Origin of the sequence: Sphingobium sufflavum (assembly GCF_021403115.1) — a bacterium.
GTDB lineage: Bacteria > Pseudomonadota > Alphaproteobacteria > Sphingomonadales > Sphingomonadaceae > Sphingobium > Sphingobium sufflavum.
In genome coordinates this window covers 1-18,401 of sequence record NZ_JAJSSH010000019.1, presented here as the reverse complement: position 1 = coordinate 18,401, position 18,401 = coordinate 1, and the positions used below count along the sequence as shown (strand labels likewise).

Genomic DNA, 18,401 nt, shown 5'->3' with positions numbered 1-18,401 from the left:
GAAAGAGCCATGAAACAGCGTAGCTATCTCGCACTGGAAGACATCACGGTCGAATTTCCGACCAGGGGCGGCACCTTCTGCGCGCTCGACACGATCAACCTGTCGATCGACAAGGGACAGTTCGTCGCCCTGATCGGTCATTCGGGATGTGGCAAGTCCACGCTGCTCAACGCGGTGGCGGGGCTGGTCAAGCCGACGCGCGGCGTCATCTTCCTCGACGGCGACGTAGTGGACGCACCGGGGCCGGACCGGGCCGTGGTGTTCCAGGACCATAGCTTGCTGCCCTGGCTGACCGTGGAGGAAAATGTGCGGCTGGCGGTCGACAAGACGTCGGCGGGCAAGTCCAAGGGGGAGCGCAAGGATTGGGTCATGCACAATCTCGACCTCGTCCAGATGGGCCATGCGGCGGCCAAGCGGCCCGGCGAATTGTCCGGCGGCATGAAGCAGCGGGTCGGCATCGCCCGCGCCATCGCCATGAACCCGCGCGTGCTGTTGATGGACGAACCCTTTGGCGCGCTGGACGCGCTGACGCGGGCAGCGTTGCAGGATGTGGTGATGGAATTGCAGGCGCGGCTCAACAACACGGTGCTGATGATTACCCATGACGTGGACGAGGCCGTGCTGCTGGCCGACCGGGTGGTGATGATGACCAATGGCCCGGCAGCGCGCATCGGGGAGGATCGCGCCGTGAACATCGCCCGGCCGCGCAACCGGCTGGAGGCCATCGACACCGCTGATTATGCGGATGCGCGCCATGCGGTGATCCACTTCCTGCACGAACGCTATCGCAACCCGGCCTCGCTGGCCGCGTGAGCGGGGCGGCCTTGCGGGGCCGCCCATCCATCCAGAACGACATGAGGGGATGTCCTGAAAGGCGAAAAAGCCATCAGGCCAAGAGGGGGAAATTATGCGGAAACTATCCATTCTATTGTGCGCATTTGCGGTCGTCGCCACCACGCCCGCCGTCGCGCAGGACATCAAGTTCAAGCCCATCGTGGATGCGCGGCTGCGCTACGAAACGGTGGAGCAGGACGGCCCTGCGCCGCTGACCAAAACGCGCGATGCGGATGCGGTGACGCTGCGCCTGCGGATGGGTGGGGAGATCAGCAAGGGGCGCCTCTCGGTATTGGGCGAAGTGGAAGGCACGCTGGCGATTGCCAATGATTATAACGCCTTCCCCTTCGCGGTGAGCAGCGGGCAGCGGCGCACCCTGTATCCCGTCGTCGCCGACCCGGCGAATATTGACCTCAACCGCGCCCAGATCCAGTATAAGTCCAAGGCCGTCACCGCGACGCTGGGCCGCCAGCGGATCAACCTGGACGACCAGCGTTTCGTCGGTTCGGTCGCATGGCGCCAGAATGAGCAGACGTTCGACGCCGTGCGGGTCGAGGCCAAGGTCGGACCGGTGCAGCTCGACGGCACCTATGCCATATCGCAGCGCACCATTTATGGCATCGAGGCGGACGCCAGAGAGGCGAACGGCGGCGATTTCGTCTTCCTGAGCGCGGGCGTGAAGCAGGGCAAGTTCGCGCTCAAGGGCTTTTCCTACCTGATCGACTATGACGAGAGCTATGCCTATGCCAACAGCAGCCAGACCTATGGCGTGCGGGCCAATGCCACCCTCCCGCTGGGCAAGAAGGTGAAATGGGCGCTGACCGGCATCTATGCCCATCAGAGCGATCTGGGCCTCAACCCCAATCGCTATGCGGCCGATTATGTGATGGTCGAGGGGATCATCGACATCAAGGGGTTCAAGCTGACCGGAGGCTATGAACTGCTGGGGTCCGATCCCCGTGCGAATTTCGCCTTTCAGACGCCGCTGGCGACGCTGCACAAGTTCAACGGATGGGCGGACAAGTTCCTGACCACGCCGACCACCGGCCTTCAGGATTATTACGTCGGTATCGGCTATGCCTGGCCCAAGGTGGGGAAGATGGGACCGCTGGCCGCAAACTTCACCTTCCACCGTTTCGACAGCGACCGTCTCTCGATCCATTATGGCGACGAATATAATGCGCAGGTCACGCTGAAGCTCAACAAGCATCTAACGGCGCTGGTCAAATATGCGGATTATCAGCGCAAGGGCGTGGCCAGCTATACCGGCGATGCCGATACGAAGAAGTTCTGGGCGCAGATCGATTATGCCCTGTGACGCCAGTGCGGGCTGAGATCGGATAACCGACAGGCCCGAAACGGGCGAGGGCGACCGGCAGGCCGGGCTTCCGATGGAGGAGGAAACTTCCCATCGCGAGGCCCGGCTTTTCGATGTGGCCCTGCCTAAAAAACAGGCAGTAAAATGCGGGGTGATGCACTTTTGTGCACTGCAAAAATTGCGTTTGCATTGCCCCTTTGTTGCGGGCAAAAAGAGGGTGCGAAGGGAGCGATGACGCTTTCGAATCGCCCAGCTGGTGCTGCAACGAAGTGGCATAGCGACACCAAATAATTTGGCAGGCAATGGCGCCGCCGATCTTGGGGAGGACGCCCGGATCGTGCGGCTTTTTTGCGTTCTTTTTCGAACGGAGCGGCAGCGTGGACGGACGGTTGGCACAGCAGGACGGAAAGGCGGATGGCGCAGCACGCGCCGGCCGGTCCGTGCATGCCGCGACCGTTCAGTCGCTGTCGGTTCCCGTCAGGTCTCCCCGCGCCGCCACCGGCATGATGGTGATCGAAGGCGCGCGGTCAGTGATGCGCCAGCGATATGACCAGCGCCAGGGCGAGGGCCAGCGATATGAGCTGCCAGAAGCGCACCGGGTCACGCTCGATCAGGGGTATGAAGCCCTGGTTCACGCGGGCGACCGCCGCGCCGCCTTCCAGCGCGCGCAGCAGCTCGACCACGTCGCCGAAACGCTCGTCCGGGTCGACCGCGACGGCGCGCATCAGGGTGCTGTCCAGCCAGCCGGGCAGTTCGGGACGGGCGACGCTGGGCAGGTTAAGCTTGCGGAAGCGGGGGCGGCTGAAGGCTTCGACCTCGCCATAGGGGTAGGCGCGGGCGAACAGGCGCCAGAGGGTGACGCCCAGCGCGAACTGGTCCGTACCCTCGTCGCCCAGATTGCCGGCGAACATTTCGGGCGCGAGATAGCTGGGCGTGCCGGGAATCTCGACGCCGACGAACTCGTCGATGCGGGGCAGTCGGGCGACGCCGAGGTCGATCAGTTTCAGACCGCCGTCGGGCAGCAACATGACATTGTCGGGCTTGATGTCACGGTGGATGATGTCCAGCCGGTGCAGCGCGGCGACCGCGCGGGTCAACTGGATGGCGATGGCGAGACCATCGGCAAGGCTGATCTGACGGGCGGCCAGCCGCGCCTCCAGCGTCTCGCCATCATAGAAGGGCTGGACGCCGTAGAGCCGGGTCTGGCGGTCGGTCGAGACGGATATGACGCCCGCGACGAAGGGGCTGGAGACGCGGCTGCCGACCAGCATCTCGCGCGCGAAGGCCAGCCGGGCGCCGCTTTCGGACAGCAGGGCGGGCTTGGGGAATTTGACCGCCACCGTCTGGCCGGACACGCTGTCCGTGCCGCGGAACAGGCGGGTATAGCGACCGTCGGAGAGCAGGCTGTCGAGGCGGAAGCCGTCGATGGTGTCGCCCTCGGACGGCGGATCGAGGATGGGCAGGCGCGCGATGTCGCCCGCGACGCTGTCATGGTCGATGGCGGGCAGCGCCACGATGTCGAGGATGACGGCGCTGGCGTTGTCGCTGCTGCCGCCGTCGAGCGCGGCCTCGACCACGGCCTGCGCGTCCGCCTCCGCCGAGTTGCGCGCGCCCAGCAGCCGTTCCAGCTTCCTCGCGCTCAACGTGCCATGGACGCCGTCGCTGGTGAGCAGCAGCCGGTCGTGTTCCGCCAGCACGATGTCATGATGGTCGAGGCGCAGTCGCTCCTCGATACCCAGCGCGCGATAAAGGATATGCTTCTGGTCGGGATGGGACCGGGTATGGTCCTCGGTCAGCAGGGTCAGGCGACCCTCGCGATAGTGCCAGGCGCGGCTGTCACCGACATGCAGGACATGGGCGCGGCGACCTTTTATAACCAATGTGGTAAAAGTCGTGGCGGCGTGAGCCATGCTTTCGGTTCGTCCCATGGCGGTCAGCCAGCGGTTGAAGGGCGCCATGACGCGCTGGACCGCCGCCGCCGGGCCGATGGTGTCGGGCTGGTCGTAGAACCCCTCGATCAGGGAGCGAACGGCCAGTTCGGACGCGATGCGGCCGCCCTTGTGGCCGCCCACGCCATCCGCCACCGCCGCGATCATGCCGTGGCGCGCCCGTTCATTCTCCGTCGCCGCGTAGATGCCGGCAAAGTCCTGATTGTCGGGGCGTGCGCCCCGCTCGGAGGCATGGCCAGCGGCCACCTGCAAACGTCCTTCCGGTCTCACCACCCGCTCCCTCGCATGTACGTGCGTGAGGGGAGCGGGGCGTGGGGTCGTTCGTCAAGCGTGAAAATTTCGGATGCCTCCGTTCAGCGGGCCACCCCGGCACAGGCCGGGATCGCTCATGGCGGCGCGCTTCCAGCAAAGACCCCGGCCTGCGCCGGGATGACGTCTCTCTCTGTGGTGGGGATGATTTGAGAATGACCGAGAGTAAACCCTTCTGGCAATCCGGGCACAGGCCTACGCTCATCATGGCGTTCCTGTACTTCGACATCGCCTTCATGGTGTGGAACATGCTTGGCCCGCTGGCGCCGATCATTTCCAAGGACATGGGACTGACCCCGGCCGAAAAGGGCTTCATGGTCGCGGTGCCGACGCTGGCGGGCGCAGTCCTGCGCCTCGTCAACGGCTTCCTGGTCGACAAGATCGGCCAGAAGGTTACGGGGGCGATCGGACAAGTCATCGTGATCGCTGGCCTGTTGTCGGCATGGCATTTCGGCGTCGACAGCCTGAACGGCCTGATTGCGGTCGGTGTGATTCTGGGCTTTGCGGGGGCGAGCTTCGCGGTTGCACTCCCGCTCGCCAGCCGCTGGTATCCGCCGGAGCATCAGGGCAAGGCGATGGGCATCGCGGGCATGGGCAATTCGGGCACCGTGCTGGCCGCGCTTTTTGCTCCGCTGCTGGCCAAGGCGTTCGGCTGGAACAATGTGCTGGGCCTTGCGGTCATCCCGCTGGTCATCGTCTTCGTGGCCTATATGGTCTTCGTGAAGGACAGCCCGGACCAGCCGCCCGCCAAGAGCATGGGCGCCTATATCAGGGCCTATGGCGCGATGCTGGGCGAGGGCGATACCTGGTGGTTCATCCTCTTCTATGGCGTGACCTTTGGCGGGTTCGTCGGCCTCGCGGGGTCGCTGCCGATCTTCTATACCACCGAACTGGGCATGACGCCGATCCATGCGGGCTATGCCACGGCCGCCTGTGTCTTTGCCGGGTCGATGGTTCGTCCGCTGGGCGGCGCACTGGCCGACCGGATCGGGGGCATCAAGACACTGTCGCTGGTCTATATCGTCGCCGCCGTCCTTCTGGTCGCGATCAGCGCAGCGCCGCACAGCTTTGCTATCCTCTTCCCGCTGTTCTTCGCCGTCATGGGCGCGCTGGGCGTGGGAAATGGCGCGGTGTTCCAGCTGGTGCCGCAGCGCTTCCGCAACCAGATCGGCGTCATGACCGGACTGGTCGGCTTTGGCGGCGGCGTGGGCGGCTTCTACCTCGCCTCCTCGCTGGGCCTTGCCAAGCAGTGGACGGGTAGCCCGTCCGCCGGTTTCCTCATCTTCGCCGCGCTCGCGCTCGTCGCGCTCGGCGGTCTCACCTCTGTCAAGAAGCGGTGGCGCACCACATGGGGCGCGGCCATTCAGGGAGTACGTATCTAATGTCCCAGAAACCGCATCTCATCGTCGTCGGCAATGGCATGGCCGGGTGCCGCGCCGTCGAGGAAATCCTCGCCCGCGATCCGAACAAGTTCCGCATCACGATTTTCGGGTCGGAACCGCGCGTCAACTATAACCGCATCATGCTGTCGCCCCTGCTGGCCGGTGAGAAGTCGTTCGACGACATCGTCATCAACAGCGAGGCCTGGTACGCCGACAATGGCATCACGCTGGTCGCGGGCGACGCCATCGTTGCCGTCGATCGCGCTGCGCAGACGGTCACCAGCGCGTCGGGTCGCACCGAAAGCTATGACCGGCTGCTGCTGGCCACGGGATCGGACCCGTTCATCATCCCGGTTCCCGGCAAGGATCTGCCCGGCGTCATCACCTTCCGCGACATGGAGGATGTGGACAAGATGCTGGCGGCGGCGGACGCGGGCGGCGACGCGGTCGTCATCGGCGGCGGCCTGCTCGGCCTCGAAGCGGCGCACGGCCTTGCCCTGCGCGGCATGAAGGTCACGGTCATCCACCTGATGCCGACCCTGATGGAGCGGCAGCTGGACGAGGCGGCGGGCTGGCTGCTCAAGACCGAACTGGAGCGGCGCGGCCAGACCATCCTGACGCAGGCCGACACCGGCGAAGTCTATGGCGACGGCAAAGTCGAGGGTGTCCGCCTGAAGGACGGGACGGAAATTCCCTGTTCCATCGTGGTGATGGCGGTGGGTATCCGCCCGTCGACCGGCCTCGCCAAGGCCGCCGGTCTGGACGTCGAGCGCGGCATCCTGGTCGACGACCATATGATGACGAGCGATCCCGCTGTCCTGGCGGTGGGCGAGTGCGTGCAGCATCGCGGTGCGGTTTATGGCCTCGTGGCGCCCTTGTGGGAAATGTGCCGGGCGCTGGCGGACAGCCAGACGGGCAATCCCAGCGGCTACACCGGCTCCGTGACCTCCACCAAGCTCAAGGTCAGCGGCATCGACGTCTTTTCCGCCGGCGATTTTTCCGGCGGCGAGGGCTGCGAGGATATCGTCCTGCGCGATGCGACGCGCGGCGTGTACAAGCGCGTGATCGTCAAGGATGAGAAGGTCATCGGCGCGGTGCTGTATGGCGATACCGCCGACGGTAACTGGTATTTCGACCTTCTGAAGAAGGAAGAGAATATCGCGGACATCCGCGAGGCGCTGATCTTTGGTCAGGCGTTTGCGTCCGGGGGTGCGCTGTCGGACCCTAAGGCGGCCGTTGCGGCGCTTTCCGACGATGCGGAGATCTGCGGCTGCAACGGCGTCAGCAAGGGGCAGGTGATGGCCTGCGTGGCGGGCGGCGCCACCGACCTCGACGCGGTGCGGGCGACCTGCAAGGCGTCGGCCAGCTGCGGTTCGTGCACGGGGCTGGTCGAGAACCTGCTCGCGCTGGCGCTGGGCGATGACTATTCCGGCGAACGCACCGTCAAGACGATGTGCAAATGCACCAGCTTCACCCATGAGGATGTGCGCGCCGCCATCGTGGAAAAGGGCCTGAAGGCCATTCCCGAAGTCATGCAGGAAATGAGCTGGACGACGCCCGACGGCTGTTCCTCCTGCCGTCCGGCGCTCAACTATTATCTGCTGTGCGCTTGGCCGGCCGAGCATGTCGAAGACCCGCAGAGCCGGTTCGTCAACGAGCGGATGCACGCCAATATCCAGAAGGACGGCACCTATTCGGTGGTGCCGCGCATGTGGGGCGGCGTCACCACGCCGAACGAACTGCGCGCCATCGCCGACGCCGCCGACAAATATGGCGCACGCATGGTGAAGGTCACGGGCGGGCAGCGGCTCGACCTGTTCGGCATCAAGAAGGAAGACCTGCCCGCCATCTGGGGTGACCTGAATGCGGCGGGGATGGTGTCCGGCCATGCCTATGGCAAGGCTCTGCGCACCGTGAAGACCTGCGTGGGGTCCGAATGGTGCCGGTTCGGGACGCAGGACTCGACGGGGCTGGGCATCAAGGCGGAGCAGATGACCTGGGGGTCGTGGATGCCGCACAAGTTCAAGATCGCGGTGTCGGGTTGCCCCCGCAATTGCGCCGAGGCGACGATCAAGGACTTTGGCGTGATCTGCGTGGATAGCGGCTATGAGCTGCATATCGGCGGCAATGGCGGCATCCACCTGCGCGGTACGGACTTTCTGTGCAAGGTGGCGACGGAGCAGGAGGCGCTCGATTATTGCGCGGCGTTCACCCAGCTTTACCGCGAGGAAGCGCGCTATCTGGACCGTACCGCGCCTTGGGTGGAACGGGTCGGTCTCGACTATGTGAAGAAGCGCATCGTCGAGGATGAGGTTGGGCGCGAGGCGCTGCGCAATCGCTTCCTCTATGCGCAGAGCTTCCTCCAGGTCGATCCCTGGGCGGAACGGGCAAGCGGCAAGGAAAGCTTCCTGCATGAGCATATCGCGGAAATCCGGCCCTTTGCCGTGGTGGGAGGGGCTGCATGACCGCTCTCAGCGCGCTTCGGATCGCCGACCATGACACTCACACCCATTTGGACACACACATGATCGCAGACTGGCTCGACATTGGTACGGTGGATCAGCTTCCGGCGCTGGGCGCGCGCACATTGCCGGTGCGGGGCGGCAAGGAGATCGCCATCTTTCGCACCGCCAACGGCGATGTCTATGCGCTGGTCAACCAGTGCCCGCACAAGCAGGGGCCGCTGTCTCAGGGCATCGTCCATGACACGACCGTCACCTGCCCGCTGCATAACTGGCGGATCAGCCTGATCGACGGTCATGCGCTGGGCGAAGATGAGGGGTGCGTGCCGACGATCCCGGTCAAGATCGACGGCGGCCGCATTCTGATCGGCCGCAAGGAAGCCTTGCAGGGCATGGCCTGAGATGACGACGGACGCCGCATCCGGTGATGGGGTGGTTCGCACCACCTGCGCCTATTGCGGCGTCGGTTGCGGCGTGAAGGCCATGCCGCAACCCGACCGGACGGTGACGATCCGGGGGGATGAGGCGCATCCCGCCAATCTGGGGCGTCTCTGTTCCAAGGGCACGCATCTGGGCGAGACGGTCGGGCTGGAGGGACGATTGCTCCACCCGGAAATTGGCGGGCGGCGGGTGAGCTGGGACAAGGCCATCGGCCATGTCGCGCGGAAATTCGCCGACACGATTGCACGCCATGGGCCGGACAGCGTGGCCTTCTATGTCTCCGGCCAGTTGCTGACCGAAGATTATTATGTCGCCAACAAGCTGATGAAGGGCTTCATCGGCAGCGGCAATATCGACACCAATTCCCGCCTGTGCATGTCGAGCGCGGTTGCCGGTCATATCCGCGCCTTTGGCGAGGACGTGGTGCCCGCGACCTATGCCGATCTGGACGAGGCCGACCTGATCGTGCTGGTCGGGTCGAATACGGCCTGGTGCCATCCGGTCGTCTATCAGCGGATCATGGCGGCGCGCGCGGCGCGGGGGACGAAGATCGTCGTCATCGACCCGCGCCGGACAGAGACGTGCGAGGATGCCGACCTGCATATCGCCCTCCGCCCCGGCAGCGATGTGGCGTTGATGAACGGTTTGCTCGCCCATTGCCGCGAGGCCGGGATTGTCGATCACGCCTATCTGGACGCGCATGTCGCGGTGCCGGAAGAGTTTTGGGAGGGGCTGGCCGAGGGCTGCGACCTGACGGCCACGGCGGCGGCCTGTGATGTGCCGGTCGCCGACCTTCAGGCCTTTTACACCTTGTTCGCGGCGAACCCGCGCACCGTGACGATGTTCAGCCAGGGCATCAACCAGTCGATCCGCGGGACGGATCAGGTCAATGCGATCATCAACGTCCACCTCGCCACGGGCCGCATCGGTAAGCCGGGAGCAGCCCCTTTCTCCATCACCGGGCAGCCCAATGCGATGGGCGGGCGGGAGGTTGGCGGGCTGGCGTCCACATTGGCGGCGCATAGGGATTTCGCGCCGGAGCATGTCGCGGCGGTGCAGCGGTTCTGGGCTGCGCCCGCGATGGCGGCCAGACCGGGGCTGAAGGCGGTCGATCTGTTCCGTTCCATTCGCGAAGGGCGGATCAAGGCATTGTGGGTCATGGCGACGAACCCCGCCGTGTCGATGCCCGACGCCGGTCTGGTGCGTGAGGCGCTGGAAACCTGTCCCTTCGTGGTGGTGTCGGACTGTATCGCGGATACGGACACCAGCCGATATGCCCATGTGAAACTGCCCGCCACAGGCTGGAGTGAGAAGGACGGGACGGTCACCAACTCCGACCGGATCATCAGCCGCCAGCGCGCCTTTTTCCCACCAGCGGGCGAGGCGAAGCCGGACTGGCGGATCATCGCGGAGGTGGGGCAGGCGATGGGCTGGGCGGATGCGTTCAACTATGATTGCGCGGCGGATGTCTATCGCGAGCATGCGCGCCTGTCGGCTTATCACAATGGTGGCGAGCGGTTGTTCGACCTGTCGATGCACACGGCCATCTCCAACCTCGACTATGATGCGATGGAGCCGTTTCGCTGGGGCGGCGTGCCGTTCGCGGACGGGCGCTATTCGACGGCGGACGGGCGGGCGCGACTGGTGGCGGTCACGCAGATGGAACGGGCTGCGCCCCTGGTGAAATGGCCGATGACGCTGAACAACGGGCGGTATCGCGACCAGTGGCATACGATGACGCGCACCGGCCTGTCGCCGAAACTGTCGCAGCATCGCCGCGAACCGATGGTGGAGATTCACCCGGATGACGCCGCGCCGCTGGGCATAGTGGCGGACGATCTGGTGCAGGTTTCCACGCCGCAGGGCATGAGCCTGTTCCGCGCGCAGATCAGCGAAGGGCAGCGGCGCGGCGAGGTGTTCACGCCGATTCACTGGACCGACCGCCAGTCGACGGGAGGGCGCACCGGCCTGCTCCCGCGATCCATGGTGGATCCCCATTCGGGGCAGCCGGGCTTCAAGAACACGCCGGTCGCTCTTGCAAAAATGGATCCGGACTGGCGGGGTTTCCTCATCAGTCGCGAGCCGGTGGGCGAGGTCGCGGCTGCCTATGCGACCCGCGTGCGGGTGGCGGGCGGCTGGCTGGTAGAACTGGCGGGCGAGGGCGATCCCGCCGCATTGGCCAAGGCGCTGCTGCCCAAGGGCGAGCGGGTCGAGACGGTGGACGGTTCGCGAGGAGGATTGCGTATCGCGGTCGTGCGCGATGGCGTGCTGCGCGCCGCGTTGTTCATCACCCGCAGCGGGAAGCTGCCGCGCCGGGAGTGGTTGGTCGAGCAGTTGATCGCGGCCGAGGGTGCATCGACCATGGAGTTGATGGCCGGGCGTTCGGCGACGCCGCAGGCGGACCGCGGGGCGATCGTCTGCGTCTGCTTCGACGTTGGCATGAAGACGATCGTCGAGGCGATCGGCAGCCAGAATTTGATGACGGTGGAGGCAGTGGGGGCGGCGCTCAATGCGGGCACCAACTGCGGATCGTGCCGTCCCGCCATCCAGCGCCTGATCGGCGAAACCAAGGAGACCGCCCATGCGTGACCTGCATCTTATCGCCCCCGGAGAGGTTTGGCTGGTCGGTGCGGGACCGGGCGATCCCGACCTGCTGACGCGCAAGGCGGAGAAATTGATCCTGAGCGCGGACATCGTCTTTTTCGACGCGCTGGTCGGACCGGGCATCCTCGACCTGATCCCCGATGGCGTGGAGCGGGTCAGCGTCGGCAAGCGGGCCGGGCGGCACAGCAAGAATCAGGAGACGATCAACGACCTGATCGTTGCGGCGGCGTTGGCGGGGCGGAAGGTCGTGCGGCTGAAGGGCGGCGATCCATCCATTTTTGGCCGGTCGATGGAAGAGATGGCGGCGCTGGCCGAGCATGGCGTGACGCCCCGTATCTGCCCCGGCATCACGGCGGCGAGCGCGGCGGCGGCGAGTGCGGGGCTGTCGCTGACGTTGCGCGGACTGGCGCGCAAGCTGGTGTTCGTGACGGCCCATGCGCGCGATGGCGATACGCTGGACCTGGACTGGGAGACGCTAGCCGATCCGGGCGCGACGCTGGCTGTCTATATGGGCAAGTCGAGCGCGGGGATGATTGCGAAGCAGTTAATGGCGAACGGGATGGCGGCACGAACGCCGGTTCTGGCCATCGAGAATGCGAGCCTGCCGAGCGAGCGGATTGTGCGGACACGGATCGACCTGCTGGAGATAGCAACGCGGGCGCTGGGATCAGGGCCTGCACTGTTGCTGATCGGCGATGCGGTGGGAGCCGCATCGTCGGTCAGTGTCGGTGGTCGCAAGGCGGCTATGCCCTGCCCGAACGGTGCCCGATAAAGGCGGCGGCGAGCAGGATGAGGCTGCCCACCACGAAGCTGAGGCCGGGCAGGGTGTCGATGGACTGACCATAGAGCCAGCCGAAGAACAGAGGCGAGGCGATCCCCGCGATGGCGGCGACGCTGTTGTTCGCGCCCTGGAGCTGGCCCTGCTCCCGTTCCGACACGCGGGCCGTCATCAGCGATTGCAGTGTCGGAATGGCAAGCGCCCACAGGCTGTTGGGGAGCAGCGTCGCGGCGAACCAATATTTGTCCGGCGCGATGCCCATCAGGAAGATGCCGATCGCCCCCGCGACAAGGCCGATGACCATCGTGCGGCGGTCGCCGAGCCGCGCGGACACACGGCCCACCACATAGCCCTGCATCGCCATGTCCAGCAGCCCGGCACAACCGAGCAGCAGGCCGACCTCCAGCGGTCCCAGCCCATAGCGGTGGGCGGCGTAGAGCACGTAGATGACCGAGAAGATATGGTGCGCGAAATAGAGGAGGAAGTTGACGAAGGACAGGCCGATCAACTCCGCATGGCTGCGCAGCAGGCGAAGCGCGCCGAGGGGGTTGGCGCGGCTCCAGGCGAAGGGCATGCGTTTGTCCGGGGCCAGAGATTCCGGCAGGATGGCGAGACCGTAGAGAAACGCCGCGCCCGACAACGCCGCGGCCGCCCAGAAGGGGACGCGTGGCCCCCATGTCGCCAATATGCCGCCCAGCGCCGGTCCCGCGACAAAGCCCGCCGCCCAAGCGGCACCGACGAGGCCGAACGCCTTTGACCGATGCTCCGGTGCGGTGATGTCCGCCATGTAGGCATAGACGGCGGTGAAGCTGGAGGAGGTGATGCCGCCGAGCATCCGCCCCACCGCCAGCCACCACAGATTGGGCGCGAGCGCCATGAGCAGCCAGTCGAGCGCAAGGCCGATAGTGGAGATCAGGATCACCGGGCGACGGCCGTAGCGGTCCGACAGTGCGCCGATGAGCGGCGAGAAAAGAAATTGCATCGCGGCCCACAGCGCCACCAGCAATCCATTCCACAGGCCCGCCGCGCCGTCGCTATGGGCGAATTCCTCCACCAGCGCGGGCAGGACCGGAATGACGAGGCCCAGCGCCATGACGTCGAGCAGCGCGGTCACGAGGATGAAGGCGACGGCGGGCTGGAAGCGGGTGGGGGTAAAGCGAATCATGGCGCGGGGGTCATAGCGTGACGCGGCTGTACCGGCACTGTCTGCTTTGTCGCCTTTTGTACGGTTCCTGCGCTTTTGTCCGAATGGCGGGGTGGCTATGGCATCAGGATTCGCGCCGGGACGATGCCAGTGCGTCGAGGATGCGGCAGCGGCCTGCCTCCGCTTCTCGCCGCAAAACGGTGGTCCGCAGTGCGAATTTCACGCCGGGGATGGTTTCCTGCACCAGTGGGTCGCCGGTCCACCATGTTATGCGGCAGGTGCGGCGGGTGATGCGCCAGTATCCGTTGGCGCGCATCCAGTCATCCTCATACCAGCCGGTGCCGTCCCACAGCGGTGCGCCGTCCACCGCCTTGCGGACCAGCCGCCAACTGCCGTTGCAGAAGCTGGTCGCCCGGTCGCCGTCGACCTGCACCAGATGAGAGGACAGGGTGTGCTGCGTGGAGTCGAACGGGTCGTGGAAGGCGGCGAAGTCCGTCTTGAACCGGGCGAGGCTGGTCCAGTGCGATGTTGCGCCATAATCGGCGTCCACGTCGGGGGTGAAGAGACGATCGAACAAATCCCAACGCTGGGTATCGACTGCGACACCATAAAGATTGAGGCTCTGCTGGATGGCGAGGATGTCGCTGTCGGCCATGATCGTGTCTCTCTCGATGCTTTTTGTGGCGGGCCTACAGCGCCTTCTGGGCCAGACGTGCCGCCGCGATTTCGCTCAATTGGCGGAACTTCACCTTGCCGCTGCCGGTGACGGCCAGATCCTCCTCCGCAAAGAACAGGATGTCGCGCGGCACCTTGAAGCTGGCGAAGCGGGTCTTCAGGAAATCGGTGACGGCGTCCGGGTCGAGGATGGCGTCGTCATGGGGGACGATGCAGGAGACGACGCGCTCACCCAGCATGGCGTCGGGCACGCCGACTGTCTGGGCGCGCTTGACGCCGGGATAATCGGCGAGGACGAGGTCGATCTCTATGGGGGAGACGTTCGCGCCGCCGGTCTTGATGATCTCGGTCAGGCGGCCTTCCCAGAAGAGGTAGCCGCGATCGTCGACATAGCCGCCGTCGCCGGTGCGGAAATAGCCTTCGGCGTCGAAGGTCTCTTCCAGGCTCTTGCCGACATAGCCCATCATGAGGGTCGGCCCCTTGATGGCGATTTCGCCCCGCTCCCCGCGTGGCAGGACGGCACCCGTGTCCGGGTCGAAGATCTTGAGGATATTGCCGGGCAGCGGCTTGCCATAGCTGCCCCGATAGTCCGCTTCCGGCGTGTTCGCCTCGACCGCCGTGTTGATGGTCAGCGTCTCCGTCGTGCCGAAGGCGGGGCAGAGGCGCCAGTCGGTGCTGACCGTCGGATGATTGAGGAAGGTGGTGCCATAGGTGACATAATGGAGCGCGGAGAGATCGGCGCTGGCCCATTGGGGCGATGTCTCCAGCCGCGCCCATTGGTGGGGCCGGCCGATGGGGAAGCTCACCCTTTCAGCCTCCATCAGGGTGAGAGCTGCCTCCGCCTCGAACACGGGTTGCAGGACGACGGTGCCGCCAGTGGTCAGCGCATTGCCCAGCACCATGGAGATATTGCCCGACCAGAAGAAGCCGTTGCCGGTCCAGCAGCGGATGGGGTGGGCCACCGGGTCAAGGTCCATGATGCGGGGCCAACGCCACCACTGGATCGCCAGCGCGCGCTGGGCGTGGAGAACACCCTTGGGCAGGCTGGTGGTGCCGGATGAGAAGAAGAGCGCGCCGGTATCCGACGGGTTCACGGCGGCGGCGCGGGCGTCCACGACGGCATCGGGAATGGACTGGCCGGTGGCGAGGAAATCGGCCCAGCGTTCCACCATCCCGGCATCGTGAGGGGAGGCGTCGCTGGCTGGCAGGTCGCTGGCAGTCACGCTGTCAAGGGCGACGAGGCGTTTCAGATAAGGGACTTTGGCGGCGGTGAGCGCGGCGGGTGCAGCGGTCAGGATTGCCGGTTCCAGATCGGCCAGCATCGTGCCGAAATCCTTCTTCAGCACCTGCCGGTCGTAGAGCAGCAGGGAGACTGCGCCCGCCTGCAACAGATATTCCAGTTCCTGCGGCGTGGAGAAGGTGCTGAGCGAGACGGTGACGCCGCCCGCCAAGGCGATGCCGAAGACTGCGGAGAGATATTCCGGCCGGTTGGTCATGAGGACGCCGACCCGGCTGTCCTTGCCGACGCCCGCCGCGATCAGCGCCTTTGCGACCTCCACCGAACGATCCCACAGTTCCGCATAGGTCCAGGATATCCGTTCGCCGGCCTGATGCATGACGAGCGCCTCCCGCTCCGCAAAGCGGCGGGTCACGTCGCGCGCATAGCCGGGAATGGTCAGCGTCCCCAGCGTGCGTTCGTCCGAAAGTGGCGCGCCATGGACGATGGAGGGCTGGGGCGTGGGGGTGGCGTTGGGCATGGCGTCGGCCTCCCGCGTCAAGGGAGTTGCACTTCGGCGGTGCCCTTCAGGATGGTGTCGCCGTCCTGCGTGGTCATCCGCGTCTGGACCCGCACCACCGGACAGCCATAGTCCGATGTTTCCAGCTTTTCGATCACCTCGCCATCGACATAGGTGACGTCGCCTTCGAAGGCGGGGCTGCGGAACTGCGTCTTGGAATGCCAGATATAGCCGTCATGCCCCGCCCAATAGGCGATGGTGTCGAGGTGCCAGGCGTTCATCGACGCGCCATAGCCATAGGCGCCGCCCATCCCGACCTTCTCCGCCTTTTCGGCGTTGATGTGGCCGGACGAGGGGCCATGATAGAGGCCGTCGCCCATGCGGGGGTCGATCTTGCGGGCGTCATGGTCGTAGCTCATGTCCGCGCCGAAACCTGCGTCCTCCTTGGCCGGGTCCACCGCGCCCTCCGGCACGTTCCAGCGCCATGTGCCCCAGATATTCTGGCGGTGGGCGCGACATTCATTGGCGAAGCTGACGACCGAGTGCGGGCCGATGACGCGGCTGGGCAGCGTGTCGCCGACCTGCACGTCGGCAAAGGCGGGCGAGCGTCCTTCCCGATTGGAGAGAATCCAGTCGTGGCGGAGCGCGTGGATTTCGGCCAGCTCCTCCTGCGTCCAGCGTTTTGGGCTGCGGTTCTGCTTGTCATAGACGCGGCGCTTGTTGGCTTCCTCGACCAGATAGCGGATGGCGGTGGCCTGTTCCTTCGCCACCTTCACCCCGTCCTGGTTGGTGTGGACGGTGTCGCCGCGGGCGAACATGGTCGGGCCGGCAAAGCCGGTGTCGGTGATGCTGTAGCCGTCGAACCGGCGATCCTGCACGAGCTTGTCGCCGGGACGCACGGGCGTGCCGTAGAACCACCATTCCTCCCCCGCGAAGATCAGGTGGGTGCCGGGCACTTTGCCGACGCAAGCGGGGTGGCAGCCATGGCCATAGTCCATCGCGACGACGAAGCTCTGCGGCGCGACGATGCCGCCGAATTGAGAGGCGCGGGCAAATTCCTCGTCCCAGTGGATGGGGTTGGGATAGTCCAGCGCCTGCACCCAGCGGCGGATGTCGGTGGCGTTGCAGGCGTCCCACATTTCCGCGAAGACGACGGGCTTGCCGACCCATTTGTCGACGTCGCTGGTGTCCAGCGTGATGGCGTTTTCGGCAGCGGTGGCGGTCATGGCCAGTCCTTCCCCTCATCCTGTTCGGGCGCGGTGCAGGAGCGCCATCGTCGCCGGTTCACCCCCGCTGTTCCATGGCCGCCGCCGTCCTTCTCGATAGTAGGTGCAAGGAGAGTGGCAGGCAGCGCGGGGGCGATGGCTTTTGACGGTAATGGTCAAGACGGGGCGGATATTGAAAAGCATTGCATGCCGGAGGTTGCCTTTTGCGTGGTCATGCACAAAGGCAGGCCGACAAGAAGGATTCTGAAAGGAGCGAGCCTGTGGCCGACAGCATTTTAGACGTTTCCGATCTCGACCGCTGGATGGGCAAGCCCATCGAGTCGTCCCCGCTGCGCGAGCCTCTGGGCAACAACGACATCCGTCGCTGGGTGCAGGCGATGCACTATCCCAACCTGGCGCACTATGACCCGCAGTTCGCCGCAGAAAGCCGCTGGGGCAAGCTGGTCGCCCCGCAGTCCTTCCCCATCGTGATGGACGATGGCCATGGCACATCGCCGAGCTGCGCGGGCAAGATCCCCAATTCGCACCTGCTGTTCGGCGGTGACGAATGGTGGTTCTATGGTCCCCGCGTGTTCGGCGGCGACACCATCGCCAATGAGCGCATCCCGTTCGACTATGTCGTCAAGGACACCAAGTTCGCCGGCCCGACCTGTTTCGAGCGGGGCGACAATTTCTATCGCAACCAGCATGGTGAACTGATCGCCAAGCAGCGGTCCACCGCCATCCGCTACAACGCGCATGCTGGTGGTGCGGCGACCGACGCCAGCCAGGCGGACGAGCCGGAGTGGAGCGACGAGGATTATCAGAAGGTCGAGGACCGCAAGTTCGAGTGGATCCAGATGCTCCACGACCTGGGCCACAAGGAGCGTTGGTGGGACGATGTGACGGTCGGCGACAAGCTGCCGGAGCGCGTCATCGGTATTCACACCGTCGCCAGCTTTGCCACCGAGTGGCGGTCCTTCCTGTTCACCGTCTGGGGCACGCTGGACCGGCGCGAGCTGAACCTGGAAGACCTGGGCTTCACCAAGGAAATGGCCGGGCATGAGAATGACCCGATCATGGAGCGCATCAACCCCGAACTGACTGACGGCGCCTATATCGGTGCGTCGCGCGGGCATCTTTTCCCGCGCTGGGCGCGCACGATCGGCATGCCGCGCGCCTATGGCTATGGCGCGTCGATGGGCGCGTGGATCGTCGACTATTTCGCGGGCTGGGCAGGCGAGTGGGGCTTTGTGCGCCATTCGAACTGCAACTATCGCGGCCCCGCCCTGTCGGGCGACATCACGGTCATGAACGCCAATGTCATCGACAAGTTCGTCGACGAGGAAGGCCGCCACATGATCCAGGTCGATTTCAAGATGACCAACCAAAAGGGTGGAACGCAGGCGACCGCGGTGGCCGAGATCGAGCTGCCCAAGAAGCCCGACTGACCGACCGTTTCGGTTGTGAAATAAAGGAGGCCGGGGCAGTGTCCCCGGCCTTTTTCATGGGCAGCGCGGCTTTTGCATGAGCGGCCCGGCCTTTAGAGCATGATGGCGGTCGA

At 65.3% G+C, this 18,401-nt stretch carries 13 protein-coding genes; 8 read left to right on the top strand and 5 right to left on the bottom strand.

Translation table 11 applies throughout. The features are described from left to right. The first annotated feature begins 9 nt into the window (after nt 1-9). Together LWE61_RS19255 and LWE61_RS19250 are read left to right on the top strand one after the other, a co-directional pair. The gene (locus LWE61_RS19255; RefSeq protein ID WP_234152278.1) at nt 10-813 is read left to right on the top strand and encodes an ABC transporter ATP-binding protein; all 804 of its coding nucleotides are present in this window, start codon (nt 10-12) and stop codon (nt 811-813) included. A gap of 94 nt (nt 814-907) precedes the next feature. Then, the gene (locus LWE61_RS19250) at nt 908-2,152 is read left to right on the top strand and encodes an alginate export family protein (protein ID WP_234152277.1); all 1,245 of its coding nucleotides are present in this window, start codon (nt 908-910) and stop codon (nt 2,150-2,152) included. A gap of 527 nt (nt 2,153-2,679) precedes the next feature. Here the strand turns inward: LWE61_RS19250 and LWE61_RS19245 are convergent. After that, nucleotides 2,680-4,347 (bottom strand): bifunctional protein-serine/threonine kinase/phosphatase, encoded by a 1,668-nt coding sequence (locus LWE61_RS19245; RefSeq protein WP_234152276.1) that lies wholly within the window; start codon nt 4,345-4,347, stop codon nt 2,680-2,682. Between the two features lie 218 nt (nt 4,348-4,565). On the opposite strand from LWE61_RS19245, the gene LWE61_RS19240 reads away from it, so the two are divergent. The 5 genes from LWE61_RS19240 to cobA are packed head-to-tail and all read left to right on the top strand — an operon-like array spanning nt 4,566 to nt 12,071. Beyond that, a complete protein-coding gene (locus tag LWE61_RS19240) occupies nt 4,566-5,792 on the top strand; it encodes a nitrate/nitrite transporter (RefSeq protein WP_234152275.1) in 1,227 nt (408 codons plus the stop codon). After that, nucleotides 5,792-8,257, top strand: coding sequence for a nitrite reductase large subunit NirB (gene nirB, locus LWE61_RS19235; protein WP_234152274.1), 2,466 nt, complete (start codon nt 5,792-5,794; stop codon nt 8,255-8,257). The genes LWE61_RS19240 and nirB overlap by 1 nt, the downstream gene beginning before the upstream one ends. A gap of 59 nt (nt 8,258-8,316) precedes the next feature. Next, nucleotides 8,317-8,655, top strand: coding sequence for a nitrite reductase small subunit NirD (nirD, locus tag LWE61_RS19230; protein WP_234152273.1), 339 nt, complete (start codon nt 8,317-8,319; stop codon nt 8,653-8,655). A gap of 1 nt (nt 8,656) precedes the next feature. Next, entirely contained in the window at nt 8,657-11,284 is a 2,628-nt protein-coding gene (locus LWE61_RS19225; protein WP_234152272.1) for a nitrate reductase, read from the top strand. After that, nucleotides 11,277-12,071, top strand: coding sequence for a uroporphyrinogen-III C-methyltransferase (cobA, locus tag LWE61_RS19220; RefSeq protein WP_234152271.1), 795 nt, complete (start codon nt 11,277-11,279; stop codon nt 12,069-12,071). The genes LWE61_RS19225 and cobA overlap by 8 nt, the downstream gene beginning before the upstream one ends. On the opposite strand, the gene LWE61_RS19215 is transcribed toward cobA, so the two are convergent. The 4 genes from LWE61_RS19215 to LWE61_RS19200 all read right to left on the bottom strand — a co-directional run bounded on the left by LWE61_RS19215 (nt 12,043) and on the right by LWE61_RS19200 (nt 16,858). Then, nucleotides 12,043-13,242: a TCR/Tet family MFS transporter gene (locus LWE61_RS19215; protein ID WP_234152270.1), complete on the bottom strand. Its 1,200-nt coding sequence runs from the start codon at nt 13,240-13,242 to the stop codon at nt 12,043-12,045. The genes cobA and LWE61_RS19215 overlap by 29 nt on opposite strands. A 103-nt stretch (nt 13,243-13,345) precedes the next feature. Further along, on the bottom strand, nt 13,346-13,876 hold the full coding sequence (locus tag LWE61_RS19210) for a nuclear transport factor 2 family protein (RefSeq protein ID WP_234152269.1): 531 nt from the start codon (nt 13,874-13,876) through the stop codon (nt 13,346-13,348). Nucleotides 13,877-13,910: 34 nt separating this feature from the next. Then, nucleotides 13,911-15,653 carry a class I adenylate-forming enzyme family protein gene (locus LWE61_RS19205; protein WP_234152268.1) on the bottom strand — a complete coding sequence of 581 codons (1,743 nt, stop codon included), beginning with the start codon at nt 15,651-15,653 and terminating at the stop codon, nt 13,911-13,913. 17 nt (nt 15,654-15,670) lie between these two features. After that, complete coding sequence (locus LWE61_RS19200) at nt 15,671-16,858, bottom strand: MaoC family dehydratase (RefSeq protein ID WP_234152267.1); 1,188 nt, start codon at nt 16,856-16,858, stop codon at nt 15,671-15,673. Nucleotides 16,859-17,118: 260 nt separating this feature from the next. Here LWE61_RS19200 and LWE61_RS19195 point away from each other — a divergent pair, with 260 nt between their 5' ends. After that, nucleotides 17,119-18,288 (top strand): FAS1-like dehydratase domain-containing protein, encoded by a 1,170-nt coding sequence (locus tag LWE61_RS19195; protein WP_234152266.1) that lies wholly within the window; start codon nt 17,119-17,121, stop codon nt 18,286-18,288. Nucleotides 18,289-18,401: the final 113 nt, after the last annotated feature.